General features: G+C 62.5%; 13 protein-coding genes. 3 read left to right on the top strand and 10 right to left on the bottom strand.

What is annotated here, in order from left to right:
* Positions 1-77: 77 nt before the first annotated feature.
* The 6 genes from lepB to rpoE all read right to left on the bottom strand — a co-directional run bounded on the left by lepB (position 78) and on the right by rpoE (position 6,725).
* A complete protein-coding gene (lepB, locus tag ACLEJU_RS01545) occupies positions 78-932 on the bottom strand; it encodes a signal peptidase I (protein ID WP_103449369.1) in 855 nt (284 codons plus the stop codon).
* A 5-nt stretch (positions 933-937) separates the two neighbouring features.
* The gene (gene lepA / locus ACLEJU_RS01540; RefSeq protein WP_079226743.1) at positions 938-2,737 is read right to left on the bottom strand and encodes a translation elongation factor 4; all 1,800 of its coding nucleotides are present in this window, start codon (positions 2,735-2,737) and stop codon (positions 938-940) included.
* Positions 2,738-2,919: 182 nt separating this feature from the next.
* Positions 2,920-4,356, bottom strand: a complete 1,437-nt coding sequence (locus tag ACLEJU_RS01535) for a DegQ family serine endoprotease (protein ID WP_435422135.1) — start codon at positions 4,354-4,356, stop codon at positions 2,920-2,922.
* 187 nt (positions 4,357-4,543) lie between these two features.
* Positions 4,544-5,509 carry a MucB/RseB C-terminal domain-containing protein gene (locus tag ACLEJU_RS01530; protein WP_435422136.1) on the bottom strand — a complete coding sequence of 322 codons (966 nt, stop codon included), beginning with the start codon at positions 5,507-5,509 and terminating at the stop codon, positions 4,544-4,546.
* Positions 5,510-5,521: 12 nt separating this feature from the next.
* Positions 5,522-6,112 carry a sigma-E factor negative regulatory protein gene (locus ACLEJU_RS01525; protein WP_027917878.1) on the bottom strand — a complete coding sequence of 197 codons (591 nt, stop codon included), beginning with the start codon at positions 6,110-6,112 and terminating at the stop codon, positions 5,522-5,524.
* 31 nt (positions 6,113-6,143) lie between these two features.
* Positions 6,144-6,725, bottom strand: coding sequence for an RNA polymerase sigma factor RpoE (gene rpoE / locus ACLEJU_RS01520; protein ID WP_003252049.1), 582 nt, complete (start codon positions 6,723-6,725; stop codon positions 6,144-6,146).
* 435 nt (positions 6,726-7,160) lie between these two features.
* Between rpoE and nadB the strand changes: the two genes are divergently transcribed.
* Positions 7,161-8,765 carry an L-aspartate oxidase gene (gene nadB / locus ACLEJU_RS01515; RefSeq protein ID WP_435422137.1) on the top strand — a complete coding sequence of 535 codons (1,605 nt, stop codon included), beginning with the start codon at positions 7,161-7,163 and terminating at the stop codon, positions 8,763-8,765.
* On the opposite strand, the gene ACLEJU_RS01510 is transcribed toward nadB, so the two are convergent.
* Positions 8,752-9,213, bottom strand: coding sequence for a protein YgfX (locus ACLEJU_RS01510; protein ID WP_435422138.1), 462 nt, complete (start codon positions 9,211-9,213; stop codon positions 8,752-8,754). The two genes, nadB and ACLEJU_RS01510, sit on opposite strands and share 14 nt — an antisense overlap.
* Complete coding sequence (locus tag ACLEJU_RS01505; RefSeq protein ID WP_145187955.1) at positions 9,197-9,451, bottom strand: FAD assembly factor SdhE; 255 nt, start codon at positions 9,449-9,451, stop codon at positions 9,197-9,199. Before ACLEJU_RS01505 ends, ACLEJU_RS01510 begins: the two co-directional genes overlap by 17 nt.
* Positions 9,452-9,584: 133 nt before the next feature.
* Here ACLEJU_RS01505 and ygfZ point away from each other — a divergent pair, with 133 nt between their 5' ends.
* Together ygfZ and ACLEJU_RS01495 are read left to right on the top strand one after the other, a co-directional pair.
* Entirely contained in the window at positions 9,585-10,526 is a 942-nt protein-coding gene (gene ygfZ, locus ACLEJU_RS01500; protein ID WP_435422139.1) for a CAF17-like 4Fe-4S cluster assembly/insertion protein YgfZ, read from the top strand.
* 31 nt (positions 10,527-10,557) lie between these two features.
* On the top strand, positions 10,558-11,364 hold the full coding sequence (locus ACLEJU_RS01495; RefSeq protein WP_435422140.1) for an HDOD domain-containing protein: 807 nt from the start codon (positions 10,558-10,560) through the stop codon (positions 11,362-11,364).
* A gap of 49 nt (positions 11,365-11,413) precedes the next feature.
* Here the strand turns inward: ACLEJU_RS01495 and ACLEJU_RS01490 are convergent, their stop codons facing one another.
* Positions 11,414-12,793, bottom strand: a complete 1,380-nt coding sequence (locus ACLEJU_RS01490; protein ID WP_435422141.1) for a sensor histidine kinase — start codon at positions 12,791-12,793, stop codon at positions 11,414-11,416.
* Positions 12,786-13,457 (bottom strand): response regulator, encoded by a 672-nt coding sequence (locus tag ACLEJU_RS01485; protein ID WP_159409075.1) that lies wholly within the window; start codon positions 13,455-13,457, stop codon positions 12,786-12,788. Before ACLEJU_RS01485 ends, ACLEJU_RS01490 begins: the two co-directional genes overlap by 8 nt.
* Positions 13,458-13,596: the final 139 nt, after the last annotated feature.

Genomic DNA, 13,596 nt, shown 5'->3' with positions numbered 1-13,596 from the left:
GAATCTCTCGTTCCTTGAGAACACAGCCTATGTCAGAAATGCATTCGGCGCTGTCTGCAAGACAGCGCCGAAGGGTATCAATGGATCAGGCCGACCCGCGACAGGTTGGGCAAGTGGCTGAGCTTGGGCTCTGGCCAGCTCATCCACACCGCGAAGGCCTTGCCGACGATGTTCCGGTCCGGAACCATGCCGTGCAGCTCTTTAGGGATTTTCGGGTCATCCCAGTAGCGGCTGTCGTTGGAGTTGTCGCGGTTGTCGCCCATCATGAAGTAATGGCCTGCCGGCACGGTCCATTGCTGGTCCGGCGGCATGCGATAACGGGTCATCTCCTTGCGGATCAAGTGCTCGGCTTCGCCGAGTTTTTCCTTGTACAGCTCAGCGCTGCCCAGGGTACCTGGCTCGGCGCCGACCAGCTGCTCGGCAATCGGCTGGCCGTTGACGAACAGCCGCTTGTCGTTGGTGTAGCTGATCTTGTCGCCTGGCAGGCCGACCACACGCTTGATGTAGTTGACGTTCGGGTCGCTCGGGTAGCGGAACACCATCACATCGCCGCGTTGCGGGTCACCAACCTCGATGACCTTCTTGTCGATCACCGGCAGGCGGATGCCATAGGAGAACTTGTTCACCAGGATGAAATCGCCCACTTCCAGGGTCGGTTTCATCGACCCCGAAGGAATCTGGAACGGTTCGACCAGGAACGAGCGCAGCACCAGCACGATGAACAGCACCGGGAAGAACGACTTGCCGTACTCAACCAGCAGCGGCTCTTTGTTCAGGCGCTCGACCACCGCCATTTCTGGTTGGGTGACGCTGCCCTGGTAGTTGGCGATCGCTGCCCGCCGGCGCGGGGCCAGGAACAGCAGATCGATCAAGCCCAGCAAACCGCAGACGAAGACGGCGATGACTAGCAACAGCGGGAAATTTAGCGACATAGGACCTAGCTATCCAACCTGAGCACGGCGAGGAAGGCTTCCTGTGGAATCTCCACGTTACCCACCTGTTTCATGCGTTTCTTACCGGCCTTCTGCTTCTCCAGCAGTTTCTTCTTACGGCTGACGTCACCACCGTAGCACTTGGCCAGTACGTTCTTTCTGAGCGCCTTGACGGTCGTCCGCGCGATGATCTGGCCGCCAATGGCTGCCTGGATCGCCACGTCGAACATCTGCCGAGGGATCAGCTCCTTCATCTTCTCGGTCAACGCACGGCCTTTGTAGGCCGCGTTGTCGCGGTGCACGATCAATGCCAGGGCATCGACCTTGTCGCCGTTGATCAGTACATCCAGCTTGACCAGGTTGGCCGACTGGTAGCGATCGAAATGATAGTCCAGCGAAGCATAGCCGCGGCTGGTCGACTTCAGGCGGTCGAAGAAGTCCAGGACCACTTCGTTCATCGGCATGTCATAGCGCACCTGCACCTGGCTGCCAAGGAACTGCATGTCGCGCTGCACGCCACGCTTCTCGATGCACAGGGTGATGACGTTACCCAGGTGCTCCTGCGGCACCAGGATGGTCGCGGTGACGATCGGCTCGCGGAAATCGGCCACGGCCGAGACATCCGGCAGCTTCGACGGGTTGTCGACGACGATGGTTTCGCCGGTCTTCAACTCAAGCTCGTAGATCACGCTTGGCGCGGTGGTGATCAGGTCCAGGTCGTATTCGCGCTCCAGGCGCTCCTGGATGATCTCCATGTGCAGCATGCCGAGGAAGCCGCAGCGGAAGCCGAAGCCCAGGGCGTCGGAGCTTTCCGGCATGTATTGCAGCGACGAGTCGTTGAGGGTCAGCTTCTGCAGGGCGTCGCGGAAGTCCTCGAAGTCGTCGGAGCTGACCGGGAACAGGCCGGCGTAGACCTGCGGCTGAATCTTCTTGAAGCCTGGCAGCACTTCGACCTCGGGGGTCGTGGACAGGGTCAGGGTGTCACCGACCGGCGCACCGTGAATGTCCTTGATGCTGGCAATGATGAAGCCTACTTCACCGGCCTTCAGATCGGCGGTCTGGGTGTGCTTCGGGGTGAAGACACCGACGCTGTCGACCAGGTGCACCTTGCCGGTGGACTTGACCAGGATCTTGTCGCCTTTCTTGACGCGGCCGTGGCGCACACGCACCAGCGAGACCACGCCCAGGTAGTTGTCGAACCAGGAGTCGATGATCAGCGCCTGCAGTGGCGCCTCGATATCGCCTTCCGGCGCGGGAATGGTCTGCACCAGGCGCTCGAGCACCTCGTCCACGCCCATGCCGCTCTTGGCGCTACAGGCCACGGCATCGGTGGCGTCGATGCCGATGATCTTCTCGATCTCGTCCTTCACGCGGTCCGGATCGGCCTGGGGCAGGTCCATCTTGTTCAGGACCGGCATGACTTCCAGGCCCTGCTCGATGGCGGTGTAGCAGTTGGCCACGGACTGGGCTTCGACGCCTTGGCCGGCGTCCACCACCAGCAGCGCACCTTCACAGGCCGCCAGCGAACGCGAGACTTCGTAGGTGAAGTCGACGTGGCCAGGGGTGTCAATGAAGTTCAGCTGGTAGACCTTGCCGTCTTGCGCCTTGTAGTTGAGCGTGACGCTGTGGGCCTTGATGGTGATACCGCGTTCGCGCTCCAGGTCCATGGAGTCCAGTACCTGGGCTTCCATTTCGCGCGCCGACAGGCCACCGCACATTTGAATGAAACGGTCGGCCAGCGTCGACTTGCCATGGTCGATGTGGGCGATGATGGAGAAATTGCGGATATGACTCAAATCACTCACGGGTCAACACTCGGAAAAGGCTGCGAGCCGGACGCCCGCCGAAAAATAGCCGGGAATTGTACCTTAAGCTGCTGGGATATGGGAGATTCCTCTACCGGACTGTACACAGCATTCGCCCCCGCAATTGTGAACTTTCATGAAAAAGGGCAGCCGAAGCTGCCCTTTCCTACCCTTGAGCCCGCTTATTCAGCGAGTTTGAAGGTGATGAAGCTGGCACGCCCCTGGCGCAGTACGCGCATCGACACCGAACGGTTCTTCGGCAGGTCCTTGGCGATTTCGGTGAACTGCTTGGCCGACGCGACCGCCTGGTTGTTCAGGTGGCTGATCACGTCGCCCGGGCGCAGCCCGATCATCGCGGCCGGGCCGTCCTGGACTTCCTTGATGACCACGCCACCCTTGAGCTCCAGGGTCTTCTTCTGTTCGGCGGTCAGGTCCGATACCGACACGCCCAGGCGGTTGCTGTTGCGCTCGGCGCCGCCTTCAGGGCCAGTACCGGCACCGATGTCGGCATCGTCATCCGGCATTGGGCCGACAGCGACGTCCAGGGTCTGGCGCTTGCCGTTGCGGATGATTTCGAGCTTGGCTTTCTCGCCGTCCTTCAGGCTGCCGACCAGGTGCGGCAGGTCGGCCGACATGACGATCGGCTGGCCGTTCATGCTCAGGATCACGTCACCCACCTGCAGGCCGCCCTTGGCTGCCGGGCCGTTTTCCAGTACTTGCGCCACCAGGGCACCCGCCGGCTTGTCGAGGCCGAACGATTCAGCCAGGTCCTTGTTGACCTCCTGAATCACCACGCCCAGCCAGCCGCGGCTGACCTTGCCGTCTTTCTTCAGCTGGTTGGACACATCGATGGCCACGTCGATCGGGATGGCGAAGGACAAGCCCATGAAACCACCGGAACGGGTGAAGATCTGCGAGTTGATACCCACCACTTCGCCCTTCATGTTGAACAGCGGGCCACCGGAGTTACCCGGGTTGATGGCCACGTCGGTCTGGATGAACGGCACATAGGTGTCGTTGGGCAGCGTCCGGCCCTTGGCACTGACGATACCTTTGGTCACCGAGTGGTCGAACCCGAACGGCGAACCAATGGCCAGCACCCACTCACCGACCTTGAGCTTCTCGGAGTCACCCAGCTTGACGGTCGGCAGGTTCTTGCCCTCGACCTTTAGCAGGGCCACGTCGGTGCGCGGGTCGGTGCCGATCAGCTTGGCCTGCAGCTCGCTGCGGTCCGACAGGCGGACGATGATCTCGTCGGCATCGGCAACCACGTGATTGTTGGTCAGTACATAGCCATCGCTGGAAATGATGAAGCCCGAACCCAGCGACATGGCCTCGCGCTGACGGTCACCGCGCGGCGAACGCGGCTGCTGCGGCATGTTGCGCTCGAAGAACTCGCGGAACATCGGCGGCAGGCCTTCGAGGTCTGGCATCTGCCCGGAGGCGACGCGGTCCGGCAGCTTCTGCTTGGTGCTGATGTTGACCACGGCCGGCGAGGCTTGCTCGACCAAGGTGGTGAAGTCCGGCAGGGCTTCATCGGCCTGGGCACTGAGCACCTGGCCGAGCATCAGCACGGCGGCGAACATCGTTAGGTAGGATTTCAAGCGTGGTATTGACATACGGCTCCCGTCACAACGAGCGGTAGTTGGAAATTGCCCTGCACAAAGCAGCAAAGGCCAGGCTCCTAGAAGCCTGACCTATAGAAAATTTGCCGAAGGATTGCAAATGACAATGCTTTAATTTCATTTCAGCCGCGTGTCCGTTCGCCTGTGCATTGCCCTTGATTCGGCCCGAAAAAGCGCACCGTCACTGGCGCGCCTGGGCATCTTGAGGGCGCATCGACAACGCGATACGTTCTGCCGTACCCAGTGGAATCTCGCCGACCACGGTGACCTGCACCTTGCCCTTGGGCGTATTCAGCCGGCGCGAAACGGCCGAGGTCGGGCCAAGCTGGGTGCGCACATCAGCGCCGGCATCGTCCTTCACCGGCTCGAGGAACACCGAGAATCGGGCCAGGCCATCGTCATACATAAGGCTGCTGATCGAACTGTTGCGCTCAGGGTCGCGGCGCACCGTACTGTTGATCAACTCGAATCCCGGCGGCAGCCAGTCAGAACGCCAACCGGCAACCGCTTCGCTGCTGGTACTGGCCACCCGCTCGACCGGCTTGCATGCAGCACTGGCTTGCAGGTCCTGGTCGGTAGGCAGGTCGTCGGTGTCAAGGCGGGTCATCTGGAAGCGCTCGAGCAGTTGCCCCTTGTCATTGAGCATCAATGAGCGCAGCGGCAGCCCGGTACGGCGGTCCAGGTGGAGTTCGAATGCGTAGCGATGCTGATCGCGAGGTGTCAGCGTGACAATCACGGCATCGCGGTCAGCGACCCGTGACTTGCCTGCCACGCTCAGGTCATACCAGCTCATCAGCTTGAGGGGATCGAGCGAACGCTGTGCAGAATCAGGAGGTTTACCTACCCCGCTCGCCAAGGCACCACTGACGCACTGCACCTTGCCATCCACGCGCACGATTTCCTGGGCGGTGCCATCGAGCTGCAGAAGCCGTTCGCTGACCTTGCCGTCCTGAACGCGATGCCAGATATCGTGGGAAGAAAAGCTGCCGTTACGTTCGTAGACGAAGGAGCCCTGGTAACTCTGCTTCTGCTCGGCCTGTGCCAGCTTGTTCAACCATTCACTCGCCTCAGGCGATGAGTTGGCTGCCAACGCTGGCACCGTCATGCAGCTGCCTATCAGCAGCGACAGGAGAGGTAGCGCGCGCATGATCCTCCTTACTTAGCGGTTTTCCAGGCTGGCGGCGCGGGCATACGGCAGGGCGGTTTCAGTGCCCTTGAGCGCGGATTCCTGCGCGTGCTGGCGCAGATAGCCTGGCAGACGCTGATCCCAGCCGGCCTGGTTCTGCAGCACGCCGTTGGCCATCGGCCCGGTCGGTTGCTCACTGCTTTCACTATAGCCTGCCAAAACCGCCGGACCCTGACTTTGTGGCATGCTCAGGCCTTGCTGTGCAGGCTGCTGGGCAGCCAGCTCGGCGCCAGTGATCTCATCCTGGTTGTACATACGCACACCGGCCAGCACCGCTACGGTGACCGAGGCAGCCACGGCCAGACGGCCAATGCTGCGCCACGGGCCCTGCTTGACCTTGGCCGGTACGGCTTCATCGGCCAGCGCGGCGGAGACCGCCGAGGCGATATCCAGCTTGGGCAGCAGCAATTCCTTGTGCATCGCTGCGCGGGCTACCTGGTAACGCGACCAGGTGGCTCGGGTTTCGGCATCGTCGACGGCGTTCAACACCCGACGCAATTCCAGTTCGTCCGCTTCGTTATCCATCACCGCGGACAGCGATTCCTGCAAAGCTTCACGACTCATGGCGGTTCCTCTCTTGGCTATCGCCGCTGTCTCAGGTTTCCTGCAACAACGGCTGCAGGGCTTTATCAATGGCCTCCCGAGCGCGGAAGATTCGAGAGCGCACGGTACCCACCGGACATTGCATGACACTGGCAATGTCTTCGTAACTCAACCCGTCGAACTCACGCAGCGTCAGTGCCGTGCGCAGATCTTCGGGCAGTTGCTGGATGGTGCGATGGACAGTGCCTTCGATTTCATCCCGCAACAACGAGCGCTCTGGGGACTCGAGATCCTTGAGACCATGATCGCCGTCGTAAAACTCCGCATCCTCGGAGCTCACATCGCTGTCTGGCGGCCGTCTTCCACGGGACACCAGGTAGTTCTTCGCCGTGTTGATGGCGATGCGGTACAGCCAGGTATAAAACGCACTGTCACCGCGGAAATTGCCAAGCGCACGGTAGGCCTTGATGAAGGCTTCCTGTGCTACATCCTGGGCCTCGTGGGTGTCGTGAACGAACCGCACGATCAACCCTAGAATCTTGTGCTGATACTTCAGCACCAACAGATCGAACGCTCGCCTGTCTCCGCGCTGCACGCGCTCGACAAGCTGCTGATCCTCTTCCTGGGTTAGCATGAACACTCCTCAGTAAACTCGAAGGAGCGTTGCCACAGCCTTTGTTCAGGCTTGCAACCATAGACTCGGGCTTTGCGCAAAAGTTCTCCCCTCCAAGCAAGTTTCCTGCGGCCCTTGGTCGGCTCGCACGGAAGACGCGGCGCGGTCACGGCCCGCTGCGTCGATAATCAGGTTTCGAATACGCAGGTGTCAGCCCGAATAGAGCTGCCGCCCCGCGTCGCCGCGGCAAATTGTGGCGTGCGGACAGCCTTCATAGGATTTCCGGCCGTGTCGGAAAGTTCCCGTAAAGATTGACGCAACGTCCCAACTGGCATGGAAATTGGTTGCCGCAGGCTGCTATAAAGGCAGCCCGGCCAGCATTCACGATAGTTTCACATTGCCATCTGCACGTGACTATTGTGCCGCGCCCTTTCCAAAGATTACTAGTGTCCCGACATGAGCCAACAATTCCAACATGATGTCCTGGTGATCGGCAGCGGCGCAGCCGGTCTCAGCCTGGCACTTAACCTTCCCGGCCATTTGCGCATTGCCGTGCTGAGCAAGGGCGACCTGGCCAACGGCTCGACCTTCTGGGCCCAAGGCGGGGTCGCCGCCGTACTCGACGACACCGACACCGTGCAGTCGCATGTCGAGGACACCCTAAATGCCGGAGGTGGCCTGTGTGACGAAGACGCTGTGCGCTTTACCGTCGAGCATAGCCGCGAAGCCATCGAATGGCTGATCGAGCAAGGTGTGCCTTTTACCCGCGATGAGCACTACAGCGTCGATGATGGCGGTTTCGAGTTCCACCTGACCCGCGAAGGCGGCCACAGCCACCGACGCATCATCCATGCCGCCGACGCCACCGGCGCGGCGATTTTCACCACCCTGCTCGAACAGGCGCGCAAACGCCCGAACATCGAGCTGCTGGAGCAGCGCGTGGCGGTCGACCTTATCACCGAGCGCCGCCTGGGCCTGGCGGGTGACCGTTGCCTGGGCGCCTACGTGCTGAACCGCAACAGCGGCGAAGTCGACACTTTCGGCGCACGCTTCACCGTGCTGGCCACGGGAGGGGCAGCCAAGGTCTACCTCTATACCAGCAACCCCGATGGTGCCTGCGGCGATGGCATCGCCATGGCCTGGCGCGCCGGCTGCCGGGTGGCGAACCTGGAATTCAACCAGTTCCACCCAACCTGCCTGTATCACCCGCAGGCCAAGAGCTTCCTGGTCACCGAGGCGTTGCGTGGCGAAGGCGCGCTGTTGCGGCTGCCTAACGGTGAGCGTTTCATGCCGCGCTTCGACCCGCGCGAAGAACTGGCCCCTCGCGATATCGTCGCCCGCGCCATCGACCACGAGATGAAGCGACTGGGCGTGGACTGTGTCTACCTGGACATCACCCACAAGCCGGCCGACTTCATCAAGAGCCACTTCCCGACCGTGTATGAACGCTGCCTGGCCTTCGGCATCGATATCACCCGCCAGCCGATACCGGTGGTTCCTGCCGCCCATTACACCTGTGGCGGGGTCATGGTCGATGATCGCGGCCACACCGATGTGCCCGGCCTGTACGCCATTGGCGAAACCAGCTTCACCGGCCTGCACGGCGCCAACCGCATGGCCAGCAACTCGTTGCTGGAATGCTTCGTCTATGGCCGTGCCGCAGCGGCGGACATCGAGGCGCACCTGGACCAGATCGCCATGCCCAGGGCCCTGCCCTGCTGGGACGCCAGCCAGGTCACCGATTCGGACGAAGACGTGATCATCGCGCACAACTGGGACGAGTTGCGCCGCTTCATGTGGGACTACGTGGGCATCGTGCGCACCAGCAAGCGCCTGCAGCGCGCCGAGCATCGCGTTCGCCTGCTGCTCGACGAGATCGACGAGTTCTACAGCAACTACAAGGTCAGCCGCGACCTGATCGAACTGCGCAACCTCGCCCAGGTGGCGGAGCTGATGATTCGCTCGGCGATGCAGCGCAAGGAAAGCCGCGGGCTGCATTACACCCTGGATTACCCGGGATTGCTGCCAGAGGCCAGGGACACCATCCTCAGCCCGACCTGAAACAGCTGTCGAACCGGCGACGGCTGAACTTCAGACGCACCCGCAAACGCCGGTGCTGGTCAGCCCCCAAGGCATCTCGAGGTACGCACTGGCTCTCGCCGAGCCAGTGCCCAGCCCTGACGAACCGCAACACCACCATTCCCGGCACGGCTACACTGTCCCGACACAGGCGCACCGGCTGCCAGCCGAGCGCCCGGCTGAATACGCGCCAGCCCAGCGCATCTCGGCGCAGGCCAGTAACAGCACGGGGGTCAGTCAGCAGGATACGACGGGGAATGGCCCAGCACGCGTGGGCAATACAAGCGGCAAGAACAGAAAGGCCAAGCCACCAGGGCTGCGCGCTCAGCCACAAGACCAATAGCGCCAGCACCTGGCAACCCAGGTAGGCCGCCAGCAACAGGCGCGAGCCCTGCCAGCGGCACTCGAAACACTCACTTGGGCTGGACACGATCCAGAATGATGCGGACCATGCGCTGCAGCTCCGGGTCTTGCGACTCGGTACGCTCCATGAACCAGCCGAACATGTCCTGATCTTCACAGCTCAACAGGCGGACATAAAGTTCGCGGTCGGCTTCGCTCAGGGTCGGATAGACCTCCTGGGTGAATGGCACCAGCAGTACGTCCAGTTCCAGCATGCCGCGGCGGCTGTGCCAGAAAAGCCGGTTGAGTTCAGTTTGTTCGACCATGGGGCCCTCCTCGAATGGTCGCGCAGTATACCGCGCAGTGAACGAAGCGACACAGGGCGTTGGTCTAGTCACCTACCTATTTTGTTACTGGCGTTCTATGATGGCCGCCAGTCTTTAGCCACCGCGATGACCCATGGCCGATTCCGCTTTCTTCAGCCCCCTGTCCCACGAGGGCATCCTCGCCGTCCGCGGCTCCGACGCCGGCAAGTTCCTGCAGGGCCAGCTGACCTGCAACATCAACTACCTCAGCCTCGAGCATGCCAGCCTCGGCGCCCGCTGCATGGTCAAGGGGCGCATGCAGTCGAGCTTCCGCATCCTGCCCGAGGGCAATGGCTACCTGCTGGCCATGGCCAGCGAGCTGCTGGAGCTGCAGCTGGCCGACCTGAAGAAGTACGCCGTGTTTTCCAAGGCCACGCTCACTGACGAGAGCGCAGCCTGGGCGCGCTTCGGCCTGCAGGGTGGCGGTGCCGCGCTGCAGGCACTGGGGCTGGACCTTCCGGCTGCGGCGGGTAGCACCGTTCGCCATGATGGCCTGATCGCCATTGCCGTCTCCGCCGACCGCGCCGAACTCTGGGTACCTGCAGAGCAGGCCGACAGCATTCGCCAACAGCTGGCAGCCGCGTTGCCGGAAGGCAGCCTCAATGACTGGTTGCTGGGGCAAGTGCGCGCCGGCATCGGCCAGGTCATGGGCCCCACCCGCGAGCTGTTCATCCCGCAGATGATCAACCTGCAGGCCGTCGATGGCGTGAGCTTCAAGAAAGGCTGCTACACCGGCCAGGAAATCGTCGCGCGCATGCAGTATCTGGGTAAGCTCAAGCGCCGCCAGTACCGACTGGCACTCGAGCAGCAGGATGTTCCGGCCCCCGGTAGCGAAATTTTCTCACCGACCCATGGTTCGTCAGTTGGCGAAGTGGTGTTGGCCGCCAGCACCGGCCAGGGTTGCGAACTGCTCGCAGTGCTCAGCGCCGAGTCGGTGGAGGACGACAACCTGCACCTGGGCAGCCTCGAAGGCCCCCGCCTGCAGGTGCTGAGCCTGCCCTACGAGCTGGACCGCGACCAGGAAATCCAGCGCTGAACAGTGCACCACCCTTGCCGTTGAGACGTTAATGAACAAGCTGGCCGAGATGGTTCAAGCGCAGTTGCTCGCTGCCATCGACAACGATGACCTGGTCCTGCCAACCTTGCCCGAGGTAGCCCTGAGCATTCGCGAGGCCGCCGAAGACAGCGAGATCAGCGTTGCCGCCCTGAGCAAGGTAATCGGCCGTGACGCCGCCCTGTCCGCGCGCCTGATCAAGGTGGTCAACAGCCCGCTGCTACGCGCAGCGGTCGAAGTCACCGACCTGCACACGGCCATCACACGATTGGGCATCAACTACAGCTGCAACCTGGCGATCGGCCTGGTGATCGAACAGATCTTCCATGCCCGCTCGTCGGCAGTTGAACAAAAATTGCGGGATATCTGGTCGAACAGCCTGGAAGTCGCGGGCATCAGCTATGAGATCTGCCGTCGCTTTACACAGTTGAAACCCGACCAGGCAACCCTCGGCGGGCTGGTCAACCAGATCGGCGCGCTGCCGGTGCTGATCTACGCCGAAGAACACAACGAGCTGCTTTCCGACCCGGTCTGCCTGCACTATGTGATCGAGCAGATCCAGCCGGTGCTGGGGGACAAGATTCTCTCTTCGTGGGAGTTTCCCGAGCAGTTGGTCAACCTGCCGAGCCAGGTACAGGACCTGGACCGGCGCACCGACAAGGTCGACTACATCGATGTAGTACAGATCGCCAAATGCCTGAGCCAACGCGGGCGCAGCCGGCCGTTGGCGGCGTTGCCGGCTTATCGGCACCTTGGGCTGCCCTTTGGCACCGAGCTGGAGATTGCCGAGTTGCTGGAAGCGCGGAGCATGTTGCGCTGATAGGGGCTGCCTGCACTTTCCCCGCCAAGGGGCCGGTACAGGCAGAAGATCAGTCGGCGATAAAGCTCACCCGCACTTTCAATCCGCCCTTCTCGCCATCATGCAGGCTGATCTGCGCCAGGTGCGCCCTGCAGATCTCACCCACGATGGCCAACCCCAGCCCACTGCCCTGCACACCCCTGCGATAGAACCGCTCGAATACCCGCTCGCGCTCCTCTTCGGGAATCCCCGGCCCATCATCCTCGACCTCCAGCACCGCCGGCGCCAGCACCCGCAGAATCACATTGCCGCCCGCCGGGGTATGCGCCAGCGCATTGTCCACCAGGTTGCTGAGCAGCTCGTTGAGCAATGTCGGCTCCCCCTTCAACCACACCGGTGCCTCGGCTTCCAGCGCCAAGGCCACGCCGCGGTTGTACGCCAGTGGCGCCATGGCCATGCCCAGTTCACGGGCCAGCTGGCTCAGATCCAGGCGCTGGGCACCACCTTCGGCAATCGCCCGGGCGCCGTTCTCGACCCTGGCCAGCGACAGCAACTGATTGGCCAGATGGGTCAGGCGATCAGTCCCCTGCGCTGCCGACTCCAGGGTCTGCCGCCATTCTTCGGGCTGCTGCGAACGCAACCCCAGTTCGACCCGTGCCTTGAGCGCCGCCAGTGGCGTGCGCAGTTCGTGGGCCGCCTCTGCAATGAACTGCGCCTGGCGTTCGAACTGCCCGCGCAAACGCTCGGTGAAGTGGTTCAAGGCACGCACCAGTGGGCCCAGCTCACGCTGCACCTGTACCACCGGCAACGCCCGCAGGTCATCCGGCTGACGCTCTTCCACCGCCGTGCGCAGGCGCTCGAGGGGGCGTAGCGCCGCGCTGACCGCGAACCACACCATGACCAGTGCAGCCAGCGCCAGCATGCCCAGGCGCAGCAGGGTGTCGGCCATCAACCCACGGGCCATGCGCACCCGCGCCTCTTCGGTCTCAGCCACGCGAATTTCCGCCATGCCATTCATGTTCGGCTCGCTCACCGCTTTCAGCAGGCTGACCACGCGCACGTCCTGGCCGAGGTAGGTAGCGTCGTAGAAGCGCGCCAGTGCCGGATAGTCGTCGGTACGCGGGGTGCCGGGCGGCGGTGGCGGCAGGTGCTCGTAACCGGAAATCAGCTGCTGGTTGATGTCCAGCACCTGATAGTAGATACGCCCGGCGCTGTCGTAGGCGAAGGTGTCCAGCGCCACATAGGGCACATCGGCGCTGAGGCTGCCATCACGCTGGGACAGCCCGGCGGCTATGGTCCGCGCCGAAGCCAGCAAGGTGCGGTCGTAGGCGGTATCGGCCGCTTCGCGACCGTTCCAGTAGGCGCTCAGGCCGCTGGCCAGCATCAGCACCACCAGCAGCAGCGCCAGGTTGCCCAGCAGCCGCCCGCGCAAGCTGCCATTGTCACGCATCGCGGTGCTCGAGCAGGTAACCCAGGCCGCGGAAGGTGACAATCGCAACCGAGTGGCCATCGAGCTTCTTGCGCAGGCGGTGGATGTAGATTTCGATGGCGTCGGGGCTGGCCTCTTCGTCCAGGCCGAATACCTGGGCGGCCAGCTGTTCCTTGCTCATCACCCGACCTGGGCGAGCGATCAATGCTTCGAGCACGCTTTGTTCACGCGAGGTCAGGGTCAGGTTTTCCTCGTCCAGGCTGAAACGCCGGGTGTCCAGGTCGTAGACCAGTGGCCCGCAGCGCTGCTGGCGCTCACCACCGAGCACGCTGCGCCTGAGCAAGGCCTTTACCCGCGCTTCCAGTTCGGTCAGCTCGAAGGGTTTGGCCAGGTAATCGTCAGCACCGAGGTTCAGCCCGTGCACGCGATCCTTCACATCGCTGCGTGCGGTGAGCATGAGCACCGGCAGGGTCTTGCCGCGACCGCGCAGGCGCGCCAGCACCTCGAAGCCGTCCATCCGTGGCAGGCCCACGTCGAGCACGGCAACGGCGTACTCCTCACTGGCCAGGGCCAGGTCGGCAGCCACGCCATCATGCAAAACATCCACGGTCAGGCCTTGGCTTTTCAGGGCCTGGGCCACGCTTTCAGCCAGTTGCAGATGGTCTTCGACCAGCAGCACGCGCATCGGATTCTCCCTGCTCGGGTGGGGCGGTGGCGCGGAGTGTACCGCCGTCGCCAAGCCTGTGAAGCCCCTTATAGCAAACCTTTTACGCTGAAAGGTTAGCGAAAGGTTCATTGCCTAGCATCGCACCACGGTCGCTCCA

This window comes from Pseudomonas sp. SMN11 (assembly GCF_052041945.1).
In the GTDB taxonomy this organism is placed as follows: Bacteria; Pseudomonadota; Gammaproteobacteria; order Pseudomonadales; family Pseudomonadaceae; genus Aquipseudomonas.
The sequence above is the reverse complement of the archived record's forward strand: the minus strand, read 5'-3'. Positions and strand labels throughout refer to the sequence as shown.

Coding starts and splice junctions, on each gene's coding strand:
- lepB (WP_103449369.1), bottom strand. CDS start 932: ATGTCGCTAAATTTCCCGCTGTTGCTAGTCATCGCCGTCTTCGTCTGC.
- ACLEJU_RS01535 (WP_435422135.1), bottom strand. CDS start 4,356: ATGTCAATACCACGCTTGAAATCCTACCTAACGATGTTCGCCGCCGTG.
- ACLEJU_RS01530 (WP_435422136.1), bottom strand. CDS start 5,509: ATGCGCGCGCTACCTCTCCTGTCGCTGCTGATAGGCAGCTGCATGACG.
- ACLEJU_RS01525 (WP_027917878.1), bottom strand. CDS start 6,112: ATGAGTCGTGAAGCTTTGCAGGAATCGCTGTCCGCGGTGATGGATAAC.
- rpoE (WP_003252049.1), bottom strand. CDS start 6,725: ATGCTAACCCAGGAAGAGGATCAGCAGCTTGTCGAGCGCGTGCAGCGC.
- nadB (WP_435422137.1), top strand. CDS start 7,161: ATGAGCCAACAATTCCAACATGATGTCCTGGTGATCGGCAGCGGCGCA.
- ACLEJU_RS01505 (WP_145187955.1), bottom strand. CDS start 9,451: ATGGTCGAACAAACTGAACTCAACCGGCTTTTCTGGCACAGCCGCCGC.
- ygfZ (WP_435422139.1), top strand. CDS start 9,585: ATGGCCGATTCCGCTTTCTTCAGCCCCCTGTCCCACGAGGGCATCCTC.
- ACLEJU_RS01495 (WP_435422140.1), top strand. CDS start 10,558: ATGAACAAGCTGGCCGAGATGGTTCAAGCGCAGTTGCTCGCTGCCATC.
- ACLEJU_RS01490 (WP_435422141.1), bottom strand. CDS start 12,793: ATGCGTGACAATGGCAGCTTGCGCGGGCGGCTGCTGGGCAACCTGGCG.
- ACLEJU_RS01485 (WP_159409075.1), bottom strand. CDS start 13,457: ATGCGCGTGCTGCTGGTCGAAGACCATCTGCAACTGGCTGAAAGCGTG.